The following is a 26130-nucleotide window of genomic DNA, read 5'->3' on the forward strand; positions in this document are numbered from 1 at the left end:
AATAAAGACAAACTCTTATTGAGAGCGGTGGAGGGAAAGGCCCTGTGAAACCCGGCAACCTTTAAACGAAATGTTTGAAACGGTGCTAATACCTGCAAAACGAATGTTTTGCATAATAAGAGGAGGAACGATTATGTCCCCCTCTTCAAAGTGAAGAGGGGGTTTTTATATTGATAGAAATGAGGGAGATTTGTGAAATTACTAGATTTATTATCAAAAGGAATTGTAATAGGTGATGGTGCGGTTGGGACGTTATTACATTCACATGGTTTGCAAAGTAGTTTTGAAGAATTGAATATCTCTGATCCAGATCTAATTATATCGATTCATAAGCAATATGTAGCTGCTGGGGCAGATGTGATTCAAACAAATACGTACGGAGCAAATGAAGCGAAATTACGTATGTATGGCTTAGAAAACCAAGTTAATGAAATTAATAGAGCGGCAGTAAAATTGGCGAAAGCATCTGTTACAGACAAAAATGCAATTTTAGGAACAATTGGTGGTATGAAACATATCGGAGCTGTTACGACAACTGATATGGAGCGAGAATTTATGTTACTGGAACAGGCAAGTGCATTACTAGAAGAACAGGTTGATGGACTACTATTAGAGACTTTCTATGATGAATTTGAATTACTTCATGCTGTTAAGGTGTTACGAAAACAAACGAATATTCCAATTGTAGCCCAATTAGCGTTACATGAAGCAGGTACGACTCAAAATGGAAATGATGTAAATGAAATATTAAAACAGCTTTTAGATTATGGTGCAAATGTCGTTGGATTGAACTGCCAACTAGGACCACTTCATATGACGGAAGCTTTTAAAATGATATCGATTCCGCAAAACGGCTACTTGTCAGCATATCCAAATGCAGGTCTCCCGAATTATGTAGAGGGACGTTACGTATATGAGGGAAGTCCGGCTTATTTCGAAGCAATGACGCCAAAATTTATTGAGCAAGGTATTCGGTTGTTGGGAGGTTGTTGTGGTACGACTCCAGAACATATTGAAAGTATGAAACGTGCTACCCTAAATGTTACGCCTGTAATAGAAAAGGACACGATTCAAAGACCGAAAGTAGTTCATACACACGAGAAACGTTCGAAAGCTCACATCACTCTAGCAGAGAAAGCAAAGAAACAAACGACAGTTGTAGTGGAACTAGATCCACCGAAAACGTTAGATACACAGCGTTTTTTTGAAGGAGCACGAGCATTGAAAAGAGCTGGGGCAGATGCTATTACTCTAGCAGATAATTCATTGGCATCGCCTCGTGTCTCGAATATGGCAATGGGGGCATTATTAACGAAGCACGATATTCCGGTATTGACGCATTTAACGTGTAGAGACCATAACGTCATCGGACTACAATCTCACCTGCTAGGCTTATCAGCGTTAGGTATGGAAGAAGTGTTAGCTTTAACTGGTGATCCAGCACGCGTCGGTGATTTTCCAGGTGCCACTTCTGTATATGATTTGTCCTCTATTGAGCTCATTAAAATGATTAAAGAAATGAACGATGGGCGCTCCATTTTAGGAAAATCAATAGGTCCAGCAACAAGGTTTTCAGTGGGAGGTGCGTTTAATCCACATGTAAGACATTTAAAAGCAGCGGTTAAGCGAATGGAGCGGAAAATAGATGCTGGAGCGGAATATTTCTTAACTCAGCCAATTTACGATATCGCGTTAATTGAAGAAGTGTATGAAGCGACAAAGCATTTGGAACAACCTATTTTTATTGGGATTATGCCATTAATAAGTAAACGTAATGCTGATTTTCTTCATTTTGAGGTGCCAGGTATTACTCTTCCTGAAGAAGTCAGAGAGAGAATGGACGGACACGAAACGAAAGAGGCGGCTATTGAAGAAGGAATTCGTATTTCACAAGAATTGATCGATGCGGCGATGAAATATTTTAACGGCATTTATCTTATTACACCGTTTCTAAAATATGAAATTACAGAACACCTTGTTAAATATGTGAGAGAAAAGCAAGAAGTGAAAGAAGGTATTAACTAATGAAATGTATAGAAGAAAAATTACAAAATAACATCTTAATATTAGACGGTGCAATGGGAACGATGATCCAGCAAGAGGACTTAGCTGCGGAAGATTTCGGAGGAGAAGAGTACGAAGGCTGTAATGAATATTTAGTAGAAACAAGGCCTGATGTCATTTTAAAGATTCATAAGGCTTATATTGAAGCTGGAGCAGATATTATTGAAACAAATACATTTGGGGCGACAAATATTGTATTAAGTGATTATGAGTTGTCTCATTTAGATGAGGAACTAAATGAGAAGGCAGCACGCTTAGCAAAGCAAGCGGTCAAAGAAAGCGGGAAGGAAGTATATGTTGCGGGAGCAATGGGACCGACAACGAAAGCGATTAGTGTTACTGGTGGTGTGGCGTTTGAAGAATTAATTGAAGCCTATACACGGCAGACAAGAGGATTGTTGAAGGGAGAAGTTGATGTATTACTGGTTGAGACGAGTCAAGATATGCGTAACGTGAAGGCTGCTTATATTGGAATTCAAGCAGCTTTTGACGAACTAAATAAAATTGTACCTATCATGATTTCAGGAACGATTGAACCGATGGGAACGACTCTGGCTGGACAAACAATTGAGGCTTTTTATTTATCAGTAGAACATATGAAGCCATTATCTGTTGGATTAAACTGTGCGACTGGTCCGGAGTTTATGAGAGACCATATTCGTTCATTATCTGATTTGTCGGAGTGTTACATTTCCTGTTATCCAAATGCAGGTCTTCCTGATGAAGATGGACATTATCATGAATCTCCATCTTCTCTCGCCGAAAAAGTGAAGCGATTTGCTGAAGAAGGATGGGTAAATATTATCGGTGGTTGTTGTGGTACAACACCAGAACATATAAAAGCAATGAAGTCCGCATTAGCGTCTCTTAAGCCGCGTGAACACAAAGAAAGAGAGGGGCATGGAGTTAGTGGATTAGAGGCATTGCAATATGATGATTCAATGAGACCGTTATTTGTTGGCGAAAGAACAAATGTTATTGGATCACGTAAATTTAAACGATTAATAGCAGAAGGGAAATTTGAAGAGGCTGCTGAAGTAGCAAGAGCGCAAGTGAAGAAAAATGCTCATATTATTGATATTTGTATGGCAGATCCTGATCGCGATGAAATAGAAGATATGGAAAACTTCTTAGCAGAAGTTACGAAAGTGCTAAAAGTACCGATTATGATTGATTCAACAGATGAACATGTGATGGAGCGAGCTCTTACTTATATTCAAGGAAAAGCTGTTATTAATTCAATTAATTTAGAAGATGGTGAAGAACGATTTAAAAAAGTGACACCGCTTCTTCAGAAATATGGTGCCGCTATTGTTGTAGGAACAATTGATGAAGACGGTATGGCAGTAAGTGCGGAAAGAAAACTCGAAATTGCGAAAAGAAGTTATGAGTTATTGACGACGAAATATGGTATACGCCCGTCAGATATTATTTTTGATGCACTTGTATTTCCAGTAGGTACAGGCGATGAAGAATATATTGGCTCGGCGGCAGCAACGATAGAAGGGATTCGCCTTATTAAAGAAGCATTACCAGAGTGTTTAACGATTTTAGGTGTAAGTAACATATCATTTGGTTTACCACCAGCTGGGCGCGAAGTATTAAATTCCGTCTTTTTATATCATGCAACGAAAGCAGGATTAGATTACGCGATTGTGAATACGGAAAAATTAGAACGGTATGCATCAATTCCTGAAGAAGAAAAGCGTCGTGCAGATGCATTGCTTTTTGAAACGACGCAAGAGACGTTGGAAGAATTCACAAATTTTTATCGCGCGGCAAAAAAGAAAGATGTCGTTATCCAAGAAACATTAACGCTTGATGAAAGGCTAGCAAATTACATTGTAGAAGGTACGAAGCAAGGGTTACAAGAAGATTTAAGCCTCGCACTTACAGAAGGAAGAAAACCTTTGGATCTTATTAATGGCCCACTTATGACAGGAATGGATGAGGTAGGACGATTATTTAATAATAATGAGCTTATCGTGGCTGAAGTATTGCAAAGTGCGGAAAGTATGAAGGCTGCAGTAAGTTATTTAGAGCCACATATGGAATCTAGCGATAGTGCGAAAAAAGGGAAAGTATTATTAGCAACTGTTAAAGGTGACGTACATGATATTGGGAAAAATCTCGTTGAAATTATTTTATCGAATAACGGATATGAGATTATTAATTTAGGGATCAATGTTCGCTCGGATCGAATTGTTCAAGAAGTACAAGAAAAGAAGCCTGACATTATAGGCCTGTCTGGTTTATTAGTAAAATCAGCACAACAAATGGTAACGACTGCTGAAGATTTAAAAGCGGCGGATATTGATATTCCAATCGTTGTAGGCGGGGCAGCGTTAACGAGAAAGTTTACAGATAATCGTATTTCGCCATCCTATAAAGGACTCGTATGTTATGCAAGTGATGCGATGACCGGGCTTGATATTATTAATAAGCTTCAAAAAGAAGAAGAGCGTGAGAAGATGAAGCAGGATAAAAAAGAACGTCATCTTCATATCGTAACAAAAGAAGAGAAGAAAGTAGAAATTCCAGCAGTAATTGAGCCATTACAAAAATCAGAGGTTATGGTTCCGGATTCAACAAAACGAATTGTATTACGAGATGTTCCTGTTTCACATCTCGCACCGTTTCTAAATAGACAAATGCTACTTGGACATCATCTTGGATTAAAAGGAAGTGTGAAGAAACATTTGCAAGAGGGAGATAAAAGAGCACATGAATTAAATGATTTAATAGACGAATTATTGCAGGAAGGACAATCTTGGTTAAAACCGAAAGCAGTGTATCAATTTTTCCCAGCGCAAAGCGACGGACAACATATTGTAATATATGATCCAGAAGATCATACGCGTGTTATAGAGCGTTTCACATTCCCGAGACAAGGAAAAGCACCCTATCGTACTTTAGGTGATTATTTACGACCACTTGGAGATGAAATGGACTATGTTGCTTTCCTATCTGTTACTGTTGGGGAAGGCGTTCGGGACATTGCTGAAGAGTGGAAGGCGAAAGGTGATTATTTACGCAGTCATGCCATTCAATCGTTAGCGCTTGAATTAGCAGAAGGACTTGCTGAAAAAACACATATGCTCATTCGTGATCGCTGGGGCATTCCAGATTCACCTGAACTGACGATGGAAGAACGTTTCCGCACGAAATATAGAGGGATACGCGTGTCATTTGGTTATCCAGCATGTCCAGAACTTGCAGATCAAGAAAAGCTATTTCGCTTAATTCATCCAGAGGAAATAGGTATTTCATTAACGGAAGGGTTTATGATGGAGCCAGAAGCGTCTGTAACGGCTATGGTATTTTCTCACCCCGAGGCAAGATATTTTAGTGTATTATAGTCTAGAAGGGGGAGACGTATGAAGAAAATAGTCTTTACAGGTGGCGGTTCGGCAGGGCATGTAACACCTAATTTAGCCATTATTCCATATTTACAAGAACAGAATTGGGATATTTCTTATATTGGTTCTCATCAAGGAATTGAGAAAACGATTATAGAAAAGGAAGACATTCCGTACTATAGTATTGCCAGCGGAAAGCTGCGCCGTTATTTTGATTTAAAAAATATAAAAGATCCTTTTCTTGTAATGAAGGGTGTTATGGATGCGTATGTAAGAATTCGAAAACTAAAACCGGATGTGATTTTTTCAAAAGGTGGTTTCGTATCTGTACCAGTCGTAATAGGAGGATGGTTAAATAGGGTACCAGTTTTATTACATGAATCCGATATGACGCCAGGACTAGCAAACAAAATTGCGCTCCGTTTTGCTTCGAAAATATTTGTTACATTTGAAGAAGCTGCGAAACATTTACCGAAAGAAAAAGTAATCTATACAGGATCTCCTGTACGGGAAGAAGTGCTAAAGGGAAATCGTGAAAAAGGTTTAGCATTTTTAGGTTTTTCACGTAAAAAGCCAGTTATTACAATTATGGGAGGAAGTTTGGGCGCGAAGAAGATTAATGAAACAGTTCGAGAGGCGTTACCAGAACTTCTGAAAAAATATCAAATTGTTCATCTTTGCGGAAAAGATAATCTTGATGAAAGTTTACAAAAAAAAGAAGGGTATAGACAATTTGAATATGTACACGGAGAGTTACCAGACATATTAGCGATAACAGATTTTGTTATTTCACGTGCAGGATCAAATGCCATTTTTGAGTTTTTAACATTGCAAAAGCCGATGGTTTTAATTCCGTTATCGAAATTTGCAAGCCGTGGAGATCAAATACTAAATGCAGAGTCTTTTGAAAGACAAGGATATGCTTCCGTATTGTATGAAGAGGATGTAACGGTGAACTCTCTTATAAAGCATGTCGAAGAGTTAGATCGAAATAATGAGACGTATAAAACGGCACTAAAAAAATACAATGGAAAAGAAGCAATTCAAACAATCATTCACCATATTTCAGAGGCATGATGAAAAAATCATGTCTCTTTTAGTAGGTTGAAAGATTCCAAGAAACGGTGTTTTTATGTTACAATAAAGTGAAACTTTAATCAGTGGGAGGTTCACCCCCACTGATTATCAGCCCTCACCAATCGGGCTTTTACGGGCAGTTAATCCGCCACCTAACTTCTTTGTTTTCGCTGAATTTTGAGGTGGGGGTCTTACGGCCCGTTAATGCGGGGTAACAAATGGTTAGTAGGGAAATTCCAATTAATGAAGCGTGAAAATACGAATGGATTAGGAGTGACTGTGTTGGAGCTAAGTCTCTATGAAAATACTGCACTTATTATATGCTTTGTGTTGTACGTTGGTAGTGTTATTGTTTATATTTCAAGGAAATTTTCGCAAGAAAGAGCGCTTGAAAAATCAGAGATAACAGCTGAACTAGAAATGTTAGCTGATGAAAGTTATAAAAAGCAAAAAATAAAAGAAAATCATGAAGCATCCCATCATTTAAACGCAAATAAGTTTTAAAGATGGGGATTTTTTTTGAAGTCGTTCTTTATTATAGCTATAACAAATAACGCTAAAGCGGAGTTTCCCCATACATAATGAAGGAGTGTATATAAATGAATTTTTATATCGCCTCAGGATTCAAAAATAAACATCTTGTACGTTCTATAGCAAATGAACTGAAACATGCAGGATGGCACCATACATATGATTGGACAAGAAACGAAAGAGCTGTGAATCAAGAGCAATTAAGAGAAATTGGTCTGGCAGAAAAGAATGCTATTAAAGAAGCGGATGTATTTTTACTTATATTAGATGGTGGAAACGGGAGCCATACAGAGTTTGGAATGGCGATTGCGCTAGAGAAAAAGATATATGTATATCATGAAGGAAACCCGCTCCAAACAACGTTCTATCACTTACCAGAAATAAATATTTTTGAAGGCGATGCAGCTGAATTTGCATCTCATGTTATGAAGCATGTGAAATAATAGTAATTACCTAAAAGGTTATAAAAGTAATCTTTTGGGTACAGTGATGATAAGAAAAAGTATATAAAGGGGTTACATCATATGAAATTAGAAAATGGATGGGAAACGAGCTTTTTAGAAGTCGTACAAAAAAGTGAATTTAAGAAAGAAGCACTTCTTAGTCAATTGCTTTGTGAGGATAGTGAAGAAGTTGAGGAGCTTGTTGACGATTATGGTTATGAAGAAATCATTGACCGTGAACATGATGATGAATTAGCTGATATTTTAGGAGAAGCACTTTTTAGTGAGATGGAACGACACGTATTCTTATCTTCACAGCCAGAAGAAAAACTTATTTCATTCGTAAATGGATTAGGCTTTCATGTGTTAGACTGGATCGTTCTACTTGAAACAGAATTTGGCATTGATAGTGCACACTTTACGTCGGACGCCATGAAAATGTTAGAAAAGCGTTTTAGACAATTTCCATACATAGAAGATAAGACAATTTTTGATATGACATTTGGAGAAGCAATGGATGTATTAGAGTCCATTACAGGGTTACAACTGAAGGAAAAGATGAACGTATAATGTAAAAAAAGAACGTGAGGATATCACGTTCTTTTTTTACATTATAATAATTTTGTCATCTAATTTTGTTTGTCCGCTAAGAAGTGCGTTTAAATATTCCACTTTTCTTATACAGGCCTGTATATGTCTTTCAACCTCTTGTAACTCTGTTTGGTGATGTGTTTCAATCGGATGAATTTGTACGTTGAATTTTTCAAATTGACTACTATATGTTATTTCTGCATAGCCGCTCATAATATCGGTTTCGTTATGAAATAAAAATTGCTTTGTTTTCTCACAGAATGATACATCCTGAAAGCCATATACTTTTAATGCTTCAATTACTTTTTTAATCATTTTTGTATTCATTTTTTAACCCTCTTTACGAAATTCTACTTATATTATAACATAAAAAATTATATAGAAAGCGCTTCCAAGTGTGTTTTATTATAAACTTTACGTTTCAATCACAAAATGAAACAAAGAAAAAATAATTGTAAAGAAGGAAGGACTCTTTTATTGTTTCGTCATATATATAGAGAAATAGTGCAATGAAAGGAAATTTTCCGAGGTGGAGATCGTATTTCCAATTTGAGCGCAGTAAAAGAGGTGAAAATCTTGAACTTTGATATTGTAGGACAAAAAGCATATATAAAAGATGGACCGCATCGGAACCGAATTGGAATTGTAAAGAAAAGCGAGACAAAATTAGAATCGCAGTTTGCTATTGTAATTGGAGAACAAATCATTGATGTAGAGCTAAAGGATATCGTGTTAGTTGGAGTAGACGTAGGACAATTTCATAAATGGTGCGAGCAAAATGGATATTTGTGAAAAGGACGGGCTGTGAGATAATGAAATATATTTGAGAAAAGAGAATATGTTATTGTATTCTCTTTTCTATGTGTAAGGAGACGGAAATGAAGTATAAAGAACAAGATTTTACATAGTGTTTGAGACAGTATGTTATGCCTTGTGTTTAAAAGATAAAGAGGAAGATGGAAAGAAATAAAAAAGGACGCTAACAGTTTTTGTTAGCGTCCTTTTTATTATGAAGCAATTTTACCAGTTTTTGTATCATCTTGATTGTACGTATCTTCATCTAATTCACCAAGCCATTTACTAGAAATAAGACCTGCTGTCATAGAACCACTTACGTTAAGAGCTGTACGGCCCATATCGATTAATGGCTCAACCGAGATAACAAGAGCGACAATACCGATTGGTAAGTTCATTGTAGATAGTACGATTAACGCTGCGAATGTTGCACCGCCACCAACACCGGCAACACCGAATGAGCTAATGGCAACGACAGCGATTAAAGTTAAAATAAATTGCGGTTGTAATGGATCAATTCCTACAGTTGGAGCGACCATCATTGCAAGCATTGCTGGATAAATACCTGCGCAACCGTTTTGCCCGATAGATACTCCAAACGATGCTGCAAAGTTTGCAATCCCTTCGGAAATACCAAGCTTTTCTTTTTGCGCTTCAATATTTAATGGCATTGCACCAGCGCTAGAGCGAGATGTAAATGCAAATGTTAATACGGGGAACACCTTTTTAAAATATTGAATTGGATTTAAACCAGATAGAGCAATTAATAATAAGTGGATAACGAACATTACGATAAGTGCCACGTAAGACGCTAACACGAAGTTACCAAGTTTTAAAATAGCGTTTATATCGCTACCAGCAACTGTTTTTGCCATAAGAGCTAATACGCCGTATGGAGTAAGACGTAAAATTAACGTTACCATACGCATTACGATTGCATATACAGCATCAAGCATTTTCTTAAATAGCTCTGCTTGTTCTGGATATTTTCGCTTTACACCTATAAAGGCGATACCGATAAAGGCTGCAAATATTACAACAGAAATTGTTGATGTTGGACGAGCACCTGTTAAATCAAGAAACGGATTTGTAGGCAACAGTTCTAATAATTTATCTGGAATTGTTGTTTTTTCAATCGAAGTAAATCTTTCTTCAACTAGCTTGAGACGAGCAGATTCTGCATCACCTTGTTGCAGGCCTGTTGCTGATACATCAAATCCTGCACTTGCAGCGATACCGACAGCTGCAGCGATTCCTGTAGTAAGAATTAAAATTCCGATAATAAGACCACTGATTTTACCAAGATTTTTTGTTAACTGTAATTTTGTAAATGCTGAAATAATAGATACTAAAATAAGTGGCATAACGATCATTTGAAGTAATTTCACATAACCGTTACCGATTAAACCAAACCAAGTATTTGATTCAATAATTACTTTAGAAGTTGGCTCATAAATAAATTGTAATATAAGACCGAATATAATTCCGACTCCTAGAGCAGTAAATACACGTTTATTAAAAGATACATGCTTACGTTGCATATAATATAATACGCCAACTAAGATGAGCATGACTGCAACGTTAATTCCGACAAGCAGTGTATTCATGTTGATTCCCCCTAATTCCAATCTGTTATATAGAATATAAGTTAATAAAACCTATAAGTCAACTAGGAAATTGAGTAATTAAAAAAAGATGGCAAAATGCCACCTTTTAATGTCCAGCCCCAGGGACAAGTAAGAACGTCGTGTAGTATGTAAATCCTATGAAGAAAACAGTTAAATATGCCCCGAATACGTATATATACATACGCTCTGTTAATTTTAAATAGCTTAAAAGTACGAAGAAACCTGTTTGTCCTAAAAATAGTAGTGCAGCCTGTTGCATATCCCCTACGTAAAACATAACCGAGAAAATTCCAGTCCAAAAGCCGAGAACGCGAAACATGCGCTCCATGCCATCTCCCTCCCTTTCTAAAAAAAGTAAACCTCACCTCATTATAGTTTATTTTTCTTACTATTGTAAATATTCGTTCATATAAAAAGAAGCCAATTATAATTGCCTTCTTTTTATATGAAAAATTAAATTGTTAGTTTATAATTACAAGATTTACATCCATCTAGTAGACTATCATTTCGTGTTAATTCCGTGTTAGGGAATAGGATTTCAAAAATCCCTTTCATCATATCTCCGTGCATATTACAAATTTCAGTTGGGTGATGAACAGCAACTTCTTTAAATGGACAATTGTGTACATCATAGAAAATTTTCGTTCCATCTGCACTTAATTCGAATGCAGGTGATAAGCCAGCCGTTGAGAAAGCTTCTTTTGCAATTTGAACTTTTTGTTCCACTGTTAAAGCATCTTCACTCACATTTAAACGTTGCATATGTTGTTGCATTAATTCGGCTCCGAATTGTTTTCCTGTTTCGTATAGCGCTTTTTCGCCAGCAGCGCCAAGGCTAAGTAAAGAATTAAATGCTATTCTTGCTAACAATTGATAATCACGGAATGGAAATTGTAATTGGATAACATCTTCAGATAATACATATAATCTGCTTGGTCTTCCGCCTTTTCCTGTTTTCTTCGTTTCTGATTTCAGCATATGAACATCTTCTAATTTAGATAAATGTAAACGCGCTACGTTTGGATGAATCTCAAACTCATCTGCAATTTCTTGTACAGTTACGTAACTATGTTTTTGAGAAATATATTTATAAATGTAATAACGAGTTGGGTCAGATAATACACCTGTAATTTTTAAAGTTTGTTCCATGAGGATCTCCACCTTTATCACTTTATCCAAGATAATAACATTATAATACAGATAAACATGAGTATAGGTAATTTTAGACAATAATTCGTAAATTGTTCATAATTTCACAAACATATTTTTCCTTTTTTCTCTATGGAAAATGTGAAAGTCCCAATTTTTCTTGTTCCTGTTTTCGTGCTATATACATAGTGGGGAGGGAAAAATGATGAATGGAATTGAAAGCTTTGCGAATGTGATTTTGAAAGAAGCGTGTAGGGTACAAGCGTCAGACTTGCATATTGTGCCCCGGCAGAAGGACGTAGTGGTTCAACTGCGTATAGGAAAAGATTTAATTACGAAACATCGTATTGAAAAGGAATTTGGAGAAAAACTTGTTTCACATTTTAAATTTTTAGCATCTATGGATATAGGAGAGAGGCGGAAGCCACAAAATGGTTCATTGTATTTACAAATGGATGGACAAGAAGTGTATTTACGCCTTTCCACACTTCCGACCATATACCAAGAAAGTCTCGTTATTCGTCTTCATTTACAAGCATCTATCCAGCCGTTATCTCATCTTTCTTTATTTCCAAGTACAGCGAAAAAACTACTCTCTTTTTTACGATATTCACATGGGTTACTCGTATTTACTGGACCGACTGGTTCTGGGAAGACGACAACAATGTATGCATTATTAGAGGTAATTAGAAAAAAGAAAACACGTCGCATCGTTACACTGGAGGATCCAGTTGAAAAAAGAAATGACGATTTATTACAAATTCAAATAAATGAAAAAGCAGGTATCACATATGAGGCGGGACTAAAGGCTATTTTACGTCATGATCCAGATGTTATTTTGGTCGGTGAAATTCGTGATGAAGAAACAGCAAAAATCGCTATAAGAGCAAGTTTGACGGGACATTTAGTAATGACGACATTGCATACGAATGATGCGAAGGGGGCGATACTCAGGTTCATGGATTTTGGCATAACGAGGCAAGAGATTGAACAATCTTTATTGGCTATAGCTGCACAGCGACTTGTCGAATTGAAGTGTCCGTTTTGTAGAGGAAAGTGCTCAACTCTATGTAAATCAATGAGGCAAATAAGACAAGCGAGTATTTATGAGTTGTTATATGGGCATGAGTTAAAACAAGCGATTAAAGAAGCAAATGGGGAATGCGTCACGTACAAGCATGAAACATTAGAATCTTCGATACGAAAAGGGTACGCTTTAGGATATTTAGAAGAGGATGTTTATGTTTAAGAAAACATGGAGTTTAAGTGATCAAGTAGTATTACTGAAACGATTAGGAGAACTATTAGAAAAAGGATATTCCCTTTTGCAGGCATTAGAATTTTTACGGTTTCAATTACCTTTAGAAAAGAAAGTACAATTGCAGCACATGATTGATGGATTAAAAGGTGGAAAAAGTCTACACGACTCTTTTCATCAATTAATGTTTCATCAGGAGATGTTAAGCTATTTATTTTATGCCGAGCAACATGGTGATATTTCTTTTGCATTGCAACAAGGGAGTACACTTCTTTATAAGAAGGATAAATATAGGAAAGATATGTTGAAAATAATGCAGTACCCTATGTTTTTGGCGTTCTTTTTAATAATCATGCTTTTTGTTTTTAACCTCATCTTATTGCCTCAGGTTGAGATGGTATATAGTTCGTTTGGTTCGACAGTACCGTTACTTATAGAACAAATATTAAGTGCAATTAAGCTACTACCCTACCTTATTATTAGTACTATTTTTATCGTTATTATTGGATGTAGTGTATATATGTTGTACTTCCGAAAACTCCCACATATCCACCAGGTAAAATTTATGCTTCGTATTCCCCTCATAAAAACCTTTCTTATTTTAAAGCATTCGCATTATTTCGCCACACAATTGAGTGGCTTATTAAATGGCGGACTATCGGTACTCGAGGCTCTAACAATAATGATAGAGCAAAAATATAATCCGTTCTTCCAGTATGAAGCGGGACGAATTGAAAGGCAATTAATTGCAGGAGAGCCATTACAATCTATTATTGCTAAAAGTGGATATTACGAGAAAGAACTTTCTTATATTATTACGCATGGGCAAGCAAATGGTAATTTGGCGATTGAATTAGGTGACTATAGCAATCTTATTATGGAAAAGATGGAGCAAAAAATTAAACATATGTTAGTGATCATTCAACCAATTTTATTTACGTGTATTGGAGGAATAGTCGTTCTTATGTATTTAGCAATGATTATGCCAATGTTTCAAATGATGAATTCTATTTAGGAGGTATTTACATGCAGAATGAGGAAGGGTTTACCCTTTTAGAAATGTTATTAGTTATGGTCGTAATAACTGTATTATTACTATTAATTATTCCAAATGTAGTTACACAGCGTTCATCTGTCGAAGGAAAAGGATGTAAAGCTTATGTGAAATCTATAGAAGCGCAAATACAAGTATACCAATTACAACATAATAAAATTCCTACGTTAAAAGAGCTAAGTGATGGGAAGTATATTACAGCTGATAAGTGTCCGAATGGTGAACCAATTCATATTTCAAATGATGGCACCGTATCAATTGGGACACTGTGAAAGAAAAAGGTTTTACTCTTTTAGAAATGTTACTTGTTCTATTTGCAATTTCTGTACTAAGTATGGCCACGTATTTTAACGTACATTCATTATATGAAAAACAAAAAATCGAACAATTTTTGAGACAGTTTTCAAATGATATTTTGTATATGCAACAATTAGCGATAAATCGCCAAAAACATTATACATTACGATGGCATAAAGATAGACATATGTATTATATAGGGGAGTCGAGTACGAATCTTTCTATCATTAAAAGAGAATATGATAGCGATATACAAATTGATTTGAATACTTTTCCTAATCCGATGACATATAATCCGAGTGGAAATATTAATAGAGGTGGCACGATTTTACTTTCGTATCGAAGTTATAAATATGAGATTGTATTTCAGCTTGGAAGAGGGAGATTTACGTATCGTGAAATGTCAAAAAGGGTCAGTGATGGCTGAAATGCTTGTAGCATTAAGTATATTAATGATGGTGGTATCTTTACTACTTCCGCAAACAGTATTAATTATGCAAGAACGAAAAAATATACAAATTCGTTATAAGGCATTTGTATTATTAAAAAGAGAAGCAGCTTTATATATGTATGAGAATGAGGAAAAACAACAAAAAGAACAAGTCATAAACGGAAATGTATATTACACATATTGGGGAGGAAATGAAGTTTGTGCGATGTGGAAAGATGTGAAAGGAAGAATGATGGAACAATGCTTTTATGCAGGAGAGAAAATAAATTAGAAGCTGGGTTTACATTAATAGAAATGATCGTCTGTTTCTTTTTGTTATCACTGTTCTTTTTACTCTTCCCACGTTTAAATTTTATCGGAATGGAAAATAAACAATTGAAAGGATTAAATGATTGGGAGTGGGATGTGTTTTTAGGGCAAGTGCAAGTAGAGTTTCGTGAAGTATCATTTGTGGAAAAAATTGTTCCTGAAAATAGAGAGAGTATGTTGCGCTTCCGTCTTCGCACTGGAGATGAAGTGACGTATGAAAAATTGAATAATCAACTTATAAGAAAAGTGAATATGCGCGGAAGAGAAGTTATATTACAAAATGCTGTAATGGTTTCATATGAAGTAACCCCTCATTTGCTTTCTATAAATGTGAAAGATATGAGTGGGAAAATATATGAAGGTGTAGCTGTAAGATATAGCGAAATGGAAATCAATACATGAGAAAACAAGATGGATTTACGATGCCAGGAACAATCATTTTTCTTGTATTATTAACTTCGTTCTTTGTATACGAAACGAATATGTTGCTTATAGATAAAAAATTTTATATTGAAATAGAGCAAAAGTTTGTACTGGAGGAACTATTAAATCAATCTATTACAAATATAAAAAATGACTTACAGCAAAAAGAAAAAAAAGATACTTTTTTCTTTCAATATGAAAAGGGAGAAGCAAGTGGAAATTACGTTTTTGAAAACGATGTTGTTCTTGTTTCATTGCAGTGCAAAATTAAAGAGGAAGTTTTCTATAAGGTGAGCTTTCGGTATAGAAAAAAAGATGAGAAAATATTCGAGTGGATAGAAGGATAGTGTGTAAAATATACGGATAAAAACCATGATTTTCCACATTGGAGCGAGTTGATTTTTTTATAAGAAATGGGTAAATATAACGAACGAAAGTTTAAATTTTCTCAAAAAAGAGAAAGGTAGAAAGAATATGATATATTCATGCTATCCAATCATTATTTTTAGGGAGAATAGGGAAATGACAAACAACAATCAAATAGGTGAAAATAAGGAACAAACTATTTTTGATCATAAAGGAAATGCAATTATGACAGAAGATAGGGAAATACAAATTATTTCAAAATTCGAAGAACCTCTTATTGTCGTGTTAGGAAATGTATTAAGTGATGAAGAGTGTGATGAATTAATTGAATTGTCTAAAAGTAAATTGGCACGTTCTAAAGTTGGTTCATCACGTGATGTAAATGATATTCGAACGAGTCGTGGTGCATTTTTGGACGATAATGAACTTACTGTGAAGATTGAAAAACGAATTTCATCTATCATGAATGTTCCTGCCTCGCATGGAGAAGGATTACACATTTTAAATTATGAAGTGGATCAACAATATAAAGCGCATTATGATTATTTTGCGGAACATAGTAGATCAGCTGCTAATAATCGTATCAGTACGCTTGTCATGTACTTAAATGATGTAGAAGAAGGCGGAGAAACGTTCTTTCCGAAATTAAATCTTTCTGTGCATCCTAGAAAGGGAATGGCAGTATACTTTGAGTATTTTTATCAAGACCAATCACTAAATGAGCTTACGCTACACGGAGGGGCACCTGTAACGAAAGGTGAGAAATGGATTGCAACGCAGTGGGTGAGAAGAGGTACTTATAAGTAAAAGCGAGTGTGTGACGTTTTGTTCTTCATTGTATAAGGAGAACAAAACGTTTTTTTATTAAATAATGTAATCTTTCGTTATAATAACAAATAATAACGGATGATTGAGAGGAACGAACATGAAATCTATATACATAACCGGTTATATGGGAGCAGGGAAAACAACAATTGGAAAAGCGTTAAGTAAAGAACTTCATATGGATGTTGTAGATACAGACCAAAAAATTGAAGAGAAACAGGAGAAGGAAATTCGTGATATTTTTGCCGAAGAAGGTGAAATGGCTTTTCGGGAATATGAAAGTGAAATGTTACGTGCACTACCCAGTTGTAATGTAATTATTACAACTGGTGGCGGAATCATTGAACGAGAGGAAAATCGAAAGTGGATGAAGGAAAATGGAACTGTCGTGTATTTATATTGTGATCCACATGTAATTGCAGAAAGGCTTCGTGAAGATACGACACGTCCACTATTTCAGAAGAAAGATATAGAGGCATTTGTGACGAAATTTGAATCGCGCCGAGCTTATTATGAAGAGGCTCATATTCATATCGATACGACGAATAAGTCGGTAAAACAAATTATGAATGAATTAAAAGAAAAGATTAATGAATAAAAAAGTGGACATACTAATCAAGTAGAGGTGATGATAATATGTCTACTAATGATTATGTTCGCTTTGTGACACAGCAGTTTGTGTCGTATATGGATGCTCCAAAAGAAGATCGTAAACAAAAGAAAGAACAACGCCGTGCTGAAAAAGAGCCATTTATGAATAAGTGGTTTGGTGTTATGCCGCTAAGTGCTGCTTTGTTTTATCGAAACGTAAAAAATAAAAGAAAAAAATCAAGTTAACGATTTCGTAATATGTCTAGCAAAATGAAAATCCCCTAGTAGCATCATACTACTAGGGGATTTTCATTTACTGTACAGACTCTTTCTCTTCTGTAACAGCATGTATTTTATTGTTTACCCAAACAAATCCAATTCCGATACAAATGGAAATGCCCCATCCAACAGCGGTCATAATTGCTCTCATTTCACCATAGCCATCTACACCGAAAACAGAGATGAAATAAATTTTTAAGAAGCTTTTTAATATGAATTGCAGCCCGAAAAATAGCGTTAAATATTGTAGTGCTGGATAGATACGACTATCACGATACAGTTCGCGACTTTTATCACGGTCGTGGCCTTGCAGTGCTGCAATATCTGCTGCGAAATATAACATAAGTGGTTTTTTTATAAAAATTGTACATATAACGATAATACCGAGTACGATGTGATAATACGCATCGTTCCACAACATTCGTTCAGCGGACCCGGATAATAAATCTACCGTTGTATTAGAAATGAGTGTAATTAAAATAAAGAACCCTGTTACGTTAAACTGTTTTTCTTTCTTAAAAGTATACAGTGTATAAATAATCCCAGGAACAGAGGAAAGTAACATCGCGTAATAAGGATCGATATAAGGTTTTGCAAATTTCCAAATGAGGAATGGGATTACGAGATAAAAGACAAGATCTAATATAGCTTTTTTATTTTGATTCATACAAATCCTCCTTAAGTCATACATATATTTTATAATATAATTTCTGAAAATTGTATAAGGTTTAATGGGAAAAGAAAAAATATATCAATTTTTGAGGGCGTAGTAGATTGAAAAAAATTGCCCCTAGCGTAGTAAGTTTTTTTAGTATATAATAAAGGAAACGCTTTCAATTTTAATTTGTTCACAAAATGGACGGAAAATCACATATTTACTATCGATATGTTGCTTTATAATGAAACTAATTAAATATACATGCATACAATATTGTGAAATAAATAACATAAATAATCTATATAAATGTAAACGTTATCAAAATAGAGAGGTGGAGACAATGAGTAAATTTTTCTTCAATCATAATCCAGCAACAGTAGAGGATGGAAGGCTTGTTAAATATGCTGAAATTATTTATGGAGAAGGTGGCCGTTCTGTATTAGAAAATTTAATGGTGAAGGCATCTATCAGATTGCGTGATCGTTATCCGAATAAATCTGACGAGCAAATCTCGAACCTTGTAAATAAAGGCATCCATGATATGTTTCAAAAATACGTGAGTGAGTAAGAGTAGCCAATAGCTGCTCTTATTTTTTGTATAAGGATTGTGCCTCTAGCTGAAAATAAGGGTGTATTTTGAAAGATATAAAAAGGGGTGAGAAAGATGAGTAATGGAATTGGTCGTTCAAAAGAAAATCTGCCAACTGATGCAAATCATGTGAGTGCAAAGGATCGTGCGTATCAAAAACGCATGGCAAAGCAAAAACAACAAGAGCGTAATGGCGATAGAGGATAACTCAAAAAAAGCTCCTTCTAAACAGAAGGGGCTTTTCACGATAGAAAATGATTCGCGGTAACATAAAAGAGTCCACCGTTAATAATTTGCACTGTAATGCGGGGTTCATACTGTTCTTGCAGTGCTTGTTTTTCAATTTCATAGCTTTCAGGAAGTTCATCACTTTCTTCATAAAAACGATTTAAAAGGTCTAAATCGTGATTCCAGCGCACTCTTGCTTCTTTCGCCCACGTATGGTCATCTTCTGCAATAATATTTTTTAAAGCATCCTCTATACGTTGTAAACCGCTTTGCGGTTTAATAATAGGCGAGAGCGTAAAACAAAAGTCAGGTATTTTCGGTGTAAGTTTAATTTTAGTTAATGTTTCATGAAAGTTTGCAATCATTGTGCCAGAAATAAGATGAATTCCAATGGAGTGGAGGATATCTTTTTTTCGATCACATTGATAGGAAACTTTTATATTTATACCGAGCCACGGATGGAGCGGTGTATGTGTTGCCCCGCTATGCCGTACTTCCTCATATAAACGTATGTAAGATCCTAGTTCTTTTGTTGTCTGGAAAATTTGATGTAGACGTGGTGAACCGTAGTGAATAAGCTCGCCATCATTTTCTTCATTTTCTGGATTTGTAATAAGAGTAAGGCGCATCGGATTCGGTACGCCTCCTGTTTTCTCAAGGTAGTGCCAATAAAAAGGGCGGTTCATTAATAATTTATCCATCTCGATTGTTAACTGCACATCTAATAAATGAGGAGAACGTTCTAAAATTTCGCAGTTATTTGCCTCAAAAAAATTGTATAAGTAATTATGAATTTCATGTTGCTGCATAGCCTTGCACCTCAGCTTCATTTCGTTTCGCAAAGTCGATAATAGATGTTAAGTTTTCCATCTTAATTCGGATTTCTCCTTCGCTTTTTGACTGCGCGAATATTTCTTGAATATGCGCGTCGATGTTTTTCATATTAATTCTCGTTAAAATTTCATCAAGTTCACCGATAACACGCTCAAATAAATTGATTTTTTCATATAACAGTTTCAAAATATGTTCTTCAACAGTGTGTTTTGTAGCCAAGTTATAAATATGAACATCATTCTTTTGACCAAGACGGTGAATACGTCCGATTCTTTGTTCAAGACGCATTGGGTTCCATGGTAAATCGTAATTAATCATATGGCTACAAAACTGTAAGTTAATCCCTTCGCCACCAGCTTCCGTTGCAATTAGTACTTGTGCGTGGTTTTGGAAAAGCTCCTTCATCCAATCTTTTTTCCCGCGTTTAAACCCGCCGCGGAATGGAACGGAAGAAATACCGTGTTGTTGTAAAAACCATTGTAAGTACATTTGTGACGCTCGATATTCCGTGAAGATGACGACTTTATCGTCAATTTCTTTTATAAGCTCAAGAGCTTTATTCGCCTTTGAGTTGAAAGGAATATGATTAATTTTGTCCATTAGCACATCAATATGCGGGTCTTTTATGTAATGCTCATTTTCCTTCTGTCGTTTTTCTACATGTTTTTTTAATGAATAGTAAACAGCCTCACGACTACTACACGCTTCCCGTTTTAAAGTTAACGATGAGAAAGCGGATGTGAAGGCATCTTGTCCTCGCCAATTTTCAATACCATTATACAAAGCTTGTTCTTCTTCATTAAACTCAACAAAAATTGTACGTACATGTCTCTTTGGCCAATCAATTCCGGTATTATGACGTCGATTTCGGACCATCACTTTGTTAATAAGAGCTTTTAAATCTTCATCAGATTCGGCTGAACGATTTTTTGAAGCGTAATATTCTTCAAAGTTGGATTGATTGCCTAAATGTCCTGGCTTTAATAAAGAAACAAGGTTGAAAATTTCATCAATCTTATTTTGAACAGGAGTAGCGGTTAATAATAAACAAAATTTCTTTTTTAATCGCTGTGCAAATTCATAGTTTTTTGTTTTATTATTTTTAAGTTTATGTGCTTCATCGATAATAATAAGGTCATATTCTAAGTTCAAAACGATATCACGATGCGGTGAACGTTTTGCAGTATCAATTGATGATACAATCACATCGGCTTGTTCCCACGAGTAGCTTTTCTTTTGGGCTACAGCTGGAATGAAAAACTTTGTATTTAGTTCGTATGCCCACTGTGATACGAGAGAGGCAGGGACGAGTATAAGTACTTTTTTCACAAGGCCGCGGACCATATATTCTTTTAAAATAAGCCCAGCTTCAATCGTTTTCCCAAGTCCCACTTCATCTGCTAGTATCGCTTTGCCATTCATTTGTTCAATGACATTTTGAGCGACTTCTAATTGATGAGGAAGTGGTGTGAAATGAGATAAATGTTTTGGTGCTTGTAATCCATCGAAAGTAGGAACAAGTAACGATTTTTCTGTTTTATAAGCTAAATGATATAAATCCCAGTTTGTCCAAGGGCCATCTTCGTCAATTCTATTTAAAAAATTGTTTTGCCACGTTCGATCTATGGAAATATCGACATTCATTACGACTCTCCCACCTTTTATAAACTAAAGTAATTATTAAAAAAATCTTTATTATATAAGCTTTGTAATAAGGCGCTATTACACATACTAAAAGTTAAAGAATAGGCAAAGATAAAGGGCTAAATTTTGAAAGTTGTATTTAATTAGATTAAGAATAAAAAATTCTAAATTATTTTTTATGCTAGAATATTGATGAAATATAGCGAATAATGTTAGGATAATGGTGTGAAATGTGTGGGATCTTTCGTATTTTATCCAAGAAAGTGATTTTTTATTTACGCTTTCATAAAAAAATATAAGGAGATTCCGTATATCCTATCTTTTCAGAGTGAAAATGTTTAGATATGGCGAGCAACTTTTATTGATTTGTCAAAGCATAAGGGGGAGAGAGCATGATTACATTACAACGTACACCGTTATTTGATGTATACGCGAAGTATGGTGGGAAAACAATCGACTTCGGTGGTTGGGAATTACCAGTTCAATTTTCAAGCATTAAAGAAGAACATGAAGCTGTACGTACAGCGGCAGGTTTGTTCGATGTGTCTCATATGGGAGAAGTTGAGGTAAAAGGTGTAGATAGTTTAGCATTTTTACAACGTGTTGTTACAAATGACGTTTCTACCTTAAAGGTAGGAGGCGCACAATATACAGCTATGTGCTACGAAAATGGTGGTACAGTAGATGATTTATTAATCTACAAACGTGGTGAAGAAGACTATTTATTAGTAATCAATGCATCAAATATCGAGAAAGATTACGAATGGTTAGCTAGCCATGTAATTGGCGATGCGAAAGTAGTCAATGTTTCTAGTGAAGTTGCACAGCTTGCAATTCAAGGACCAAAAGCAGAAGGCATTTTACAAAAAGTTGTGTCAGAAGATTTGAAAGAAATTAAGTTCTTTAAATTTAAAAACGATATTCTTGTAGATGGAATTCCAGCACTTGTATCTCGTACAGGTTACACAGGTGAAGATGGATTTGAAATTTACTGTAAGAGTGAAGACGCTGCAAAACTTTGGGAGAAACTTCTTGAAGTTGGAGCAGAAGAAGGCTTAAAAGCATGTGGTTTAGGTGCTCGTGATACACTTCGATTCGAAGCAACATTACCACTTTATGGTCAAGAATTATCAAAAGATATTACACCGATTGAAGCTGGAATTGGCTTTGCGGTAAAACCAAATAAAGAAGCAGACTTCTTTGGAAAAGAAACGTTAAAAGAGCAAAAAGAAAACGGTGCGCCTCGTAAGTTAGTCGGCATCGAAGTAATCGAACGTGGAATTCCTCGTACGCATTACCCTGTATTTATTGGAGAAGAAAAAATCGGGGAAGTAACGAGTGGTACACAATCTCCAACGTTAAAGAAAAGCATTGGTTTAGCACTAATTGATGTAAAATACGCAGCAGTTGATACAGAAGTAGAAATTGAAATTCGTAATAAACGCGTCAAAGCAGTAGTTGTTCCAACACCATTTTATAAACGTTCAAAGTAACGGGGAGAGGGGTAGATTTCATGTTGCATCGTTATCTTCCAATGACAGAAGAAGACAAAAAAGAAATGTTACAAACGATCGGCGTTCAAACGATCGATGAATTATTCTCTGATATTCCAGAGATTGTTCGTTTTAAAGGGGATTTAAAAATTAAAGAAGCAAAATCAGAGCCAGAGCTTTTAAAAGAGTTAACTCAAATGGCTAGTAAAAATGCTAACTTAAAAGAGTACGCTTCTTTCTTAGGAGCAGGCGTATATGATCATTACGCTCCAGTAATTGTAGATCATGTTATTTCTCGCTCAGAATTTTATACAGCTTACACGCCATACCAACCAGAAATTTCACAAGGGGAATTACAAGCAATCTTTGAATTCCAAACAATGATTTGTGAATTAACAGGAATGGATGTAGCAAACTCTTCTATGTACGACGGAGGTACAGCTTTAGCTGAAGCGGCAATGCTAGCAGCTGGCCATACTCGTAAAAAGAAAATTCTTGTATCTAGTGCAGTGCACCCGGAATCAAGAGCAGTACTTGAAACGTATGCAAAAGGTCAACATCTAGAAGTTGTTGAAATTAATCATAAAGATGGTGTAACAGATTTAGACGTATTACAAAGTGAAGTAGACGATACAGTTGCTTGTGTAATCGTTCAATATCCAAACTTCTTCGGACAAGTTGAAAAATTAGCTGATATTGAAAAAATCGTTCATCAACAAAAATCATTATTTATCGTTTCTTCAAATCCATTATCATTAGGTGCATTAACACCACCAGGAAAATTTGGTGCTGATATTGTAATCGGTGATGCACAACCATTCGGTATTCCAACGCAGTTTGGTGGACCACACTGTGGTTACTTTGCAACAACGAAAGCATTTATGCGCAAAATTCCAGGACGTCTTGTTGGACAAACTGTAGATTCAGATGGTAAACGTGGATTTGTATTAACGTTACAAGCACGTGAACAGCATATTCGCCGTGATAAAGCCACGTCTAATATTTGTTCAAACCAAGCGTTAAATGCATTAGCAGCTTCAGTTGCAATGACGGCACTTGGTAAACAAGGTGTGAAAGAAATGGCACGTCAAAATATTTCTAAAGCACAATATGCAAAACGTCAATTTGAAGCGAAAGGCTTCACTGTAACATTTGCTGGACCATTCTTCAATGAGTTCGTTGTAGATTGCAAGCGTCCAGTGAAAGAAGTAAACGACGCATTATTACAAAAGAATATTATCGGTGGTTACGATCTAGGCCGTGATTATAAAGAGCATGAGAACCATATGCTTGTAGCAGTAACTGAGCTTCGTACAAAAGAGGAAATTGACACACTTGTAAACGAAATGGGGGCTATCCAATGAAGAACCAAGACCAAGCACTTATCTTTGAAGTGAGTAAAGAAGGACGCATAGGATATAGCTTACCAAAATTAGATGTAGAAGAAGTGAAACTAGAAGATGTATTTGAGAGCGATTATATTCGAGTAGAAGATGCAGAGCTACCAGAAGTATCTGAACTTGACATTATGCGCCACTATACAGCACTTTCAAACCGTAACCACGGTGTTGATTCTGGATTCTATCCACTTGGATCTTGTACGATGAAATATAATCCGAAAATTAATGAGAGTGTAGCTCGTTTCGCAGGATTTGCAAATATTCATCCACTACAAGACGAAAAGACAGTACAAGGTGCAATGGAATTAATGTACGACTTACAAGAGCATTTAATTGAAATTACAGGTATGGATACTGTTACATTACAACCAGCTGCTGGTGCACACGGAGAATGGACAGGCTTAATGTTAATTCGTGCATACCATGAAGCGAATGGTGACTTTAACCGTACGAAAGTAATTGTACCTGACTCTGCTCACGGAACGAACCCAGCATCTGCAACTGTAGCTGGTTTTGAAACAATTACAGTAAAATCAAATGAAAATGGCCTTGTTGACTTAGAAGACTTAAAACGTGTTGTAAACGAAGAAACAGCAGCACTTATGTTAACAAATCCTAATACATTAGGTCTATTCGAAGAAAATATTTTAGAAATGGCAGAAATCGTCCATAATGCAGGCGGTAAATTATACTATGATGGTGCAAACTTAAATGCGGTATTAAGCCAAGCACGCCCAGGAGATATGGGATTTGACGTTGTGCATTTAAACCTTCATAAAACATTTACAGGTCCTCACGGCGGCGGTGGTCCAGGTTCTGGTCCAGTAGGTGTGAAAGCTGATTTAATTCCGTACTTACCAAAACCAATTTTGGAGAAAACGGAAAATGGCTATCACTTTAACTATGATCGTCCAGAAGCAATTGGGCGCGTAAAACCATTCTATGGTAACTTCGGAATTAACGTTCGTGCATACACGTATATTCGCTCTATGGGTCCAGATGGCTTGCGTGCAGTAACTGAGTATGCTGTATTAAATGCGAACTATATGATGAGAAGATTAGCGCCATTCTACGATCTTCCATTCGATAGACATTGTAAGCATGAATTTGTATTATCAGGTCGTCGTCAAAAGAAACTTGGTGTACGTACATTAGATATTGCAAAACGTCTGCTTGATTTCGGTTACCATCCACCAACAATTTACTTCCCATTAAATGTGGAAGAATGTATTATGATTGAGCCGACAGAAACAGAATCAAAAGAAACATTAGACGGTTTCATTGATAAGATGATTCAAATTGCTAAAGAAGTAGAAGAAAATCCAGAAGTTGTACAAGAAGCACCTCATACGACAGTTATTAAACGTTTAGACGAAACGATGGCTGCACGTAAACCAGTTTTACGTTATGAAAAGTCAGCTCCTGTACAAGTTTGATTAGAATAACAAAGGAAGAACTCGCTATATGCGGGTTCTTTTTTGTGTGGAGAATTTTTCCAGTTATTTGTGGGCAGTAAAGTTTCCACCTCAAAACTTGGCTGGTGCAAAGAAGTTAGGTGGGAGATAAACTGCCGATTGGTGTGAGCTAATAATCAATGGGGATGAACAAAAACCCCTACTGATTAAAGTTTCACTTTATGCAGAAGTGGTGAAGAAAATGTTAAAATTTTATATTTTTTGTTTCATAATGGTGTAAAGAAGCAGTTTCATAGGTGATTTTGTTGAAAAAGTCGGTTTGATAAAAGTATTTATTTTTGTTAGAATTTTATTGAAATTAAGAAGATGTAATGAGATA

The 26130-nt window shown here is 35.7% G+C and carries 30 protein-coding genes and 1 riboswitch; of the genes, 22 read left to right on the forward strand and 8 right to left on the reverse strand.

The window, feature by feature from the left end; genetic code table 11:
• Positions 1-12: 12 nt before the first annotated feature.
• Positions 13-122, forward strand: a riboswitch (SAM riboswitch).
• Between the two features lie 70 nt (positions 123-192).
• The 6 genes from CO726_RS00675 (at position 193) to CO726_RS00700 (ending at position 8044) form a co-directional block, all read left to right on the forward strand.
• Positions 193-2025, forward strand: a complete 1833-nt coding sequence (locus CO726_RS00675; protein ID WP_099683005.1) for a bifunctional homocysteine S-methyltransferase/methylenetetrahydrofolate reductase — start codon at positions 193-195, stop codon at positions 2023-2025.
• The gene (metH, locus tag CO726_RS00680; protein ID WP_099683006.1) at positions 2025-5423 is read left to right on the forward strand and encodes a methionine synthase; all 3399 of its coding nucleotides are present in this window, start codon (positions 2025-2027) and stop codon (positions 5421-5423) included. The genes CO726_RS00675 and metH overlap by 1 nt, the downstream gene beginning before the upstream one ends.
• Before the next feature lie 18 nt (positions 5424-5441).
• Complete coding sequence (gene murG / locus CO726_RS00685; RefSeq protein ID WP_099683007.1) at positions 5442-6500, forward strand: undecaprenyldiphospho-muramoylpentapeptide beta-N-acetylglucosaminyltransferase; 1059 nt, start codon at positions 5442-5444, stop codon at positions 6498-6500.
• Positions 6501-6743: 243 nt separating this feature from the next.
• Entirely contained in the window at positions 6744-7004 is a 261-nt protein-coding gene (locus CO726_RS00690; RefSeq protein ID WP_099683233.1) for a DUF3966 domain-containing protein, read from the forward strand.
• A 95-nt stretch (positions 7005-7099) separates the two neighbouring features.
• Positions 7100-7474, forward strand: a complete 375-nt coding sequence (locus CO726_RS00695) for a nucleoside 2-deoxyribosyltransferase (RefSeq protein ID WP_098760855.1) — start codon at positions 7100-7102, stop codon at positions 7472-7474.
• An 81-nt stretch (positions 7475-7555) separates the two neighbouring features.
• The gene (locus CO726_RS00700) at positions 7556-8044 is read left to right on the forward strand and encodes a hypothetical protein (RefSeq protein WP_099683008.1); all 489 of its coding nucleotides are present in this window, start codon (positions 7556-7558) and stop codon (positions 8042-8044) included.
• A gap of 36 nt (positions 8045-8080) precedes the next feature.
• Here the strand turns inward: CO726_RS00700 and CO726_RS00705 are convergent, their stop codons facing one another.
• Positions 8081-8392: a hypothetical protein gene (locus CO726_RS00705; RefSeq protein WP_098760853.1), complete on the reverse strand. Its 312-nt coding sequence runs from the start codon at positions 8390-8392 to the stop codon at positions 8081-8083.
• Between the two features lie 249 nt (positions 8393-8641).
• Here CO726_RS00705 and CO726_RS00710 point away from each other — a divergent pair, with 249 nt between their 5' ends.
• Entirely contained in the window at positions 8642-8857 is a 216-nt protein-coding gene (locus CO726_RS00710; RefSeq protein ID WP_131100734.1) for a DUF3912 family protein, read from the forward strand.
• A gap of 215 nt (positions 8858-9072) precedes the next feature.
• On the opposite strand, the gene CO726_RS00715 is transcribed toward CO726_RS00710, so the two are convergent.
• The 3 genes from CO726_RS00715 to CO726_RS00725 all read right to left on the reverse strand — a co-directional run bounded on the left by CO726_RS00715 (position 9073) and on the right by CO726_RS00725 (position 11637).
• Positions 9073-10467, reverse strand: a complete 1395-nt coding sequence (locus CO726_RS00715; RefSeq protein ID WP_099683009.1) for an L-cystine transporter — start codon at positions 10465-10467, stop codon at positions 9073-9075.
• Between the two features lie 106 nt (positions 10468-10573).
• Positions 10574-10816, reverse strand: coding sequence for a DUF2626 domain-containing protein (locus CO726_RS00720; RefSeq protein WP_000440717.1), 243 nt, complete (start codon positions 10814-10816; stop codon positions 10574-10576).
• 125 nt (positions 10817-10941) lie between these two features.
• Positions 10942-11637: a helix-turn-helix transcriptional regulator gene (locus CO726_RS00725; protein ID WP_099683010.1), complete on the reverse strand. Its 696-nt coding sequence runs from the start codon at positions 11635-11637 to the stop codon at positions 10942-10944.
• A gap of 205 nt (positions 11638-11842) precedes the next feature.
• On the opposite strand from CO726_RS00725, the gene comGA reads away from it, so the two are divergent.
• From comGA to CO726_RS00775, 10 genes are all read left to right on the forward strand, one after another.
• A complete protein-coding gene (comGA, locus tag CO726_RS00730; RefSeq protein ID WP_099683011.1) occupies positions 11843-12886 on the forward strand; it encodes a competence protein ComGA in 1044 nt (347 codons plus the stop codon).
• Positions 12879-13910: a competence type IV pilus assembly protein ComGB gene (comGB, locus tag CO726_RS00735; RefSeq protein WP_099683012.1), complete on the forward strand. Its 1032-nt coding sequence runs from the start codon at positions 12879-12881 to the stop codon at positions 13908-13910. The genes comGA and comGB overlap by 8 nt, the downstream gene beginning before the upstream one ends.
• 11 nt (positions 13911-13921) lie before the next feature.
• Entirely contained in the window at positions 13922-14221 is a 300-nt protein-coding gene (gene comGC / locus CO726_RS00740) for a competence type IV pilus major pilin ComGC (protein ID WP_098760847.1), read from the forward strand.
• Positions 14218-14673: a comG operon protein ComGD gene (comGD, locus tag CO726_RS00745; RefSeq protein ID WP_099683013.1), complete on the forward strand. Its 456-nt coding sequence runs from the start codon at positions 14218-14220 to the stop codon at positions 14671-14673. Before comGC ends, comGD begins: the two co-directional genes overlap by 4 nt.
• Positions 14666-14968, forward strand: a complete 303-nt coding sequence (gene comGE / locus CO726_RS00750) for a competence type IV pilus minor pilin ComGE (protein WP_136699296.1) — start codon at positions 14666-14668, stop codon at positions 14966-14968. Before comGD ends, comGE begins: the two co-directional genes overlap by 8 nt.
• The gene (gene comGF / locus CO726_RS00755; protein WP_099683014.1) at positions 14938-15408 is read left to right on the forward strand and encodes a competence type IV pilus minor pilin ComGF; all 471 of its coding nucleotides are present in this window, start codon (positions 14938-14940) and stop codon (positions 15406-15408) included. The genes comGE and comGF overlap by 31 nt, the downstream gene beginning before the upstream one ends.
• Positions 15405-15776: a competence type IV pilus minor pilin ComGG gene (gene comGG / locus CO726_RS00760; RefSeq protein ID WP_099683015.1), complete on the forward strand. Its 372-nt coding sequence runs from the start codon at positions 15405-15407 to the stop codon at positions 15774-15776. Before comGF ends, comGG begins: the two co-directional genes overlap by 4 nt.
• Positions 15777-15951: 175 nt before the next feature.
• A complete protein-coding gene (locus CO726_RS00765; RefSeq protein ID WP_136699298.1) occupies positions 15952-16602 on the forward strand; it encodes a 2OG-Fe(II) oxygenase in 651 nt (216 codons plus the stop codon).
• A 118-nt stretch (positions 16603-16720) separates the two neighbouring features.
• The gene (gene aroK, locus CO726_RS00770) at positions 16721-17218 is read left to right on the forward strand and encodes a shikimate kinase AroK (RefSeq protein WP_099683017.1); all 498 of its coding nucleotides are present in this window, start codon (positions 16721-16723) and stop codon (positions 17216-17218) included.
• Positions 17219-17256: 38 nt separating this feature from the next.
• Complete coding sequence (locus tag CO726_RS00775) at positions 17257-17457, forward strand: YqzE family protein (protein ID WP_000106081.1); 201 nt, start codon at positions 17257-17259, stop codon at positions 17455-17457.
• Between the two features lie 67 nt (positions 17458-17524).
• On the opposite strand, the gene CO726_RS00780 is transcribed toward CO726_RS00775, so the two are convergent.
• A complete protein-coding gene (locus CO726_RS00780) occupies positions 17525-18157 on the reverse strand; it encodes a VC0807 family protein (protein ID WP_001073110.1) in 633 nt (210 codons plus the stop codon).
• A 141-nt stretch (positions 18158-18298) separates the two neighbouring features.
• Positions 18299-18415, reverse strand: coding sequence for a GTP pyrophosphokinase (locus CO726_RS00785; protein WP_099683235.1), 117 nt, complete (start codon positions 18413-18415; stop codon positions 18299-18301).
• Between the two features lie 73 nt (positions 18416-18488).
• Here CO726_RS00785 and CO726_RS00790 point away from each other — a divergent pair, with 73 nt between their 5' ends.
• The gene (locus tag CO726_RS00790; protein ID WP_000032702.1) at positions 18489-18716 is read left to right on the forward strand and encodes a hypothetical protein; all 228 of its coding nucleotides are present in this window, start codon (positions 18489-18491) and stop codon (positions 18714-18716) included.
• Positions 18717-18812: 96 nt separating this feature from the next.
• Entirely contained in the window at positions 18813-18944 is a 132-nt protein-coding gene (locus CO726_RS32745; RefSeq protein ID WP_000064669.1) for a hypothetical protein, read from the forward strand.
• Positions 18945-18979: 35 nt separating this feature from the next.
• Here CO726_RS32745 and CO726_RS00800 read toward each other — a convergent pair whose 3' ends face one another.
• Together CO726_RS00800 and CO726_RS00805 are read right to left on the reverse strand one after the other, a co-directional pair.
• Positions 18980-19774: a YqhG family protein gene (locus CO726_RS00800; protein ID WP_099683018.1), complete on the reverse strand. Its 795-nt coding sequence runs from the start codon at positions 19772-19774 to the stop codon at positions 18980-18982.
• Positions 19761-21443 carry a DEAD/DEAH box helicase gene (locus tag CO726_RS00805; RefSeq protein ID WP_099683019.1) on the reverse strand — a complete coding sequence of 561 codons (1683 nt, stop codon included), beginning with the start codon at positions 21441-21443 and terminating at the stop codon, positions 19761-19763. The genes CO726_RS00800 and CO726_RS00805 overlap by 14 nt, the downstream gene beginning before the upstream one ends.
• 392 nt (positions 21444-21835) lie before the next feature.
• Between CO726_RS00805 and gcvT the strand changes: the two genes are divergently transcribed.
• Genes gcvT through gcvPB form a run of 3 tightly spaced genes read left to right on the forward strand, consistent with a single transcriptional unit; the run spans position 21836 to position 25772 of the window.
• The gene (gene gcvT / locus CO726_RS00810) at positions 21836-22936 is read left to right on the forward strand and encodes a glycine cleavage system aminomethyltransferase GcvT (RefSeq protein WP_000631760.1); all 1101 of its coding nucleotides are present in this window, start codon (positions 21836-21838) and stop codon (positions 22934-22936) included.
• 20 nt (positions 22937-22956) lie between these two features.
• Positions 22957-24300 (forward strand): aminomethyl-transferring glycine dehydrogenase subunit 1, encoded by a 1344-nt coding sequence (gcvPA, locus tag CO726_RS00815; protein WP_099683020.1) that lies wholly within the window; start codon positions 22957-22959, stop codon positions 24298-24300.
• On the forward strand, positions 24297-25772 hold the full coding sequence (gene gcvPB, locus CO726_RS00820) for an aminomethyl-transferring glycine dehydrogenase subunit 2 (protein ID WP_099683021.1): 1476 nt from the start codon (positions 24297-24299) through the stop codon (positions 25770-25772). The genes gcvPA and gcvPB overlap by 4 nt, the downstream gene beginning before the upstream one ends.
• Positions 25773-26130: the final 358 nt, after the last annotated feature.

It is taken from the genome of Bacillus fungorum (genome assembly GCF_002746455.1).
Lineage (GTDB): Bacteria > Bacillota > Bacilli > Bacillales > Bacillaceae_G > Bacillus_A > Bacillus_A fungorum.

Bases quoted from the DNA above. Each gene is read 5' to 3' on its own strand.
- CO726_RS00785 (WP_099683235.1), bottom strand. From the start codon at position 18,415: ATGCATGTATATTTAATTAGTTTCATTATAAAGCAACATATCGATAGT.
- CO726_RS00705 (WP_098760853.1), bottom strand. From the start codon at position 8,392: ATGAATACAAAAATGATTAAAAAAGTAATTGAAGCATTAAAAGTATAT.
- CO726_RS00725 (WP_099683010.1), bottom strand. From the start codon at position 11,637: ATGGAACAAACTTTAAAAATTACAGGTGTATTATCTGACCCAACTCGT.
- comGA (WP_099683011.1), top strand. From the start codon at position 11,843: ATGAATGGAATTGAAAGCTTTGCGAATGTGATTTTGAAAGAAGCGTGT.
- CO726_RS00790 (WP_000032702.1), top strand. From the start codon at position 18,489: ATGAGTAAATTTTTCTTCAATCATAATCCAGCAACAGTAGAGGATGGA.
- CO726_RS00805 (WP_099683019.1), bottom strand. From the start codon at position 21,443: ATGAATGTCGATATTTCCATAGATCGAACGTGGCAAAACAATTTTTTA.
- CO726_RS00780 (WP_001073110.1), bottom strand. From the start codon at position 18,157: ATGAATCAAAATAAAAAAGCTATATTAGATCTTGTCTTTTATCTCGTA.
- CO726_RS00695 (WP_098760855.1), top strand. From the start codon at position 7,100: ATGAATTTTTATATCGCCTCAGGATTCAAAAATAAACATCTTGTACGT.
- comGF (WP_099683014.1), top strand. From the start codon at position 14,938: ATGCTTTTATGCAGGAGAGAAAATAAATTAGAAGCTGGGTTTACATTA.
- CO726_RS00690 (WP_099683233.1), top strand. From the start codon at position 6,744: ATGAAGCGTGAAAATACGAATGGATTAGGAGTGACTGTGTTGGAGCTA.
- CO726_RS00700 (WP_099683008.1), top strand. From the start codon at position 7,556: ATGAAATTAGAAAATGGATGGGAAACGAGCTTTTTAGAAGTCGTACAA.
- comGG (WP_099683015.1), top strand. From the start codon at position 15,405: ATGAGAAAACAAGATGGATTTACGATGCCAGGAACAATCATTTTTCTT.
- comGC (WP_098760847.1), top strand. From the start codon at position 13,922: ATGCAGAATGAGGAAGGGTTTACCCTTTTAGAAATGTTATTAGTTATG.
- gcvPB (WP_099683021.1), top strand. From the start codon at position 24,297: ATGAAGAACCAAGACCAAGCACTTATCTTTGAAGTGAGTAAAGAAGGA.
- CO726_RS00720 (WP_000440717.1), bottom strand. From the start codon at position 10,816: ATGGAGCGCATGTTTCGCGTTCTCGGCTTTTGGACTGGAATTTTCTCG.
- CO726_RS00715 (WP_099683009.1), bottom strand. From the start codon at position 10,467: ATGAATACACTGCTTGTCGGAATTAACGTTGCAGTCATGCTCATCTTA.
- comGB (WP_099683012.1), top strand. From the start codon at position 12,879: ATGTTTAAGAAAACATGGAGTTTAAGTGATCAAGTAGTATTACTGAAA.
- comGE (WP_136699296.1), top strand. From the start codon at position 14,666: ATGGCTGAAATGCTTGTAGCATTAAGTATATTAATGATGGTGGTATCT.
- CO726_RS00765 (WP_136699298.1), top strand. From the start codon at position 15,952: ATGACAAACAACAATCAAATAGGTGAAAATAAGGAACAAACTATTTTT.
- gcvPA (WP_099683020.1), top strand. From the start codon at position 22,957: ATGTTGCATCGTTATCTTCCAATGACAGAAGAAGACAAAAAAGAAATG.
- gcvT (WP_000631760.1), top strand. From the start codon at position 21,836: ATGATTACATTACAACGTACACCGTTATTTGATGTATACGCGAAGTAT.
- murG (WP_099683007.1), top strand. From the start codon at position 5,442: ATGAAGAAAATAGTCTTTACAGGTGGCGGTTCGGCAGGGCATGTAACA.
- CO726_RS00775 (WP_000106081.1), top strand. From the start codon at position 17,257: ATGTCTACTAATGATTATGTTCGCTTTGTGACACAGCAGTTTGTGTCG.
- aroK (WP_099683017.1), top strand. From the start codon at position 16,721: ATGAAATCTATATACATAACCGGTTATATGGGAGCAGGGAAAACAACA.
- metH (WP_099683006.1), top strand. From the start codon at position 2,025: ATGAAATGTATAGAAGAAAAATTACAAAATAACATCTTAATATTAGAC.
- CO726_RS32745 (WP_000064669.1), top strand. From the start codon at position 18,813: ATGAGTAATGGAATTGGTCGTTCAAAAGAAAATCTGCCAACTGATGCA.
- CO726_RS00800 (WP_099683018.1), bottom strand. From the start codon at position 19,774: ATGCAGCAACATGAAATTCATAATTACTTATACAATTTTTTTGAGGCA.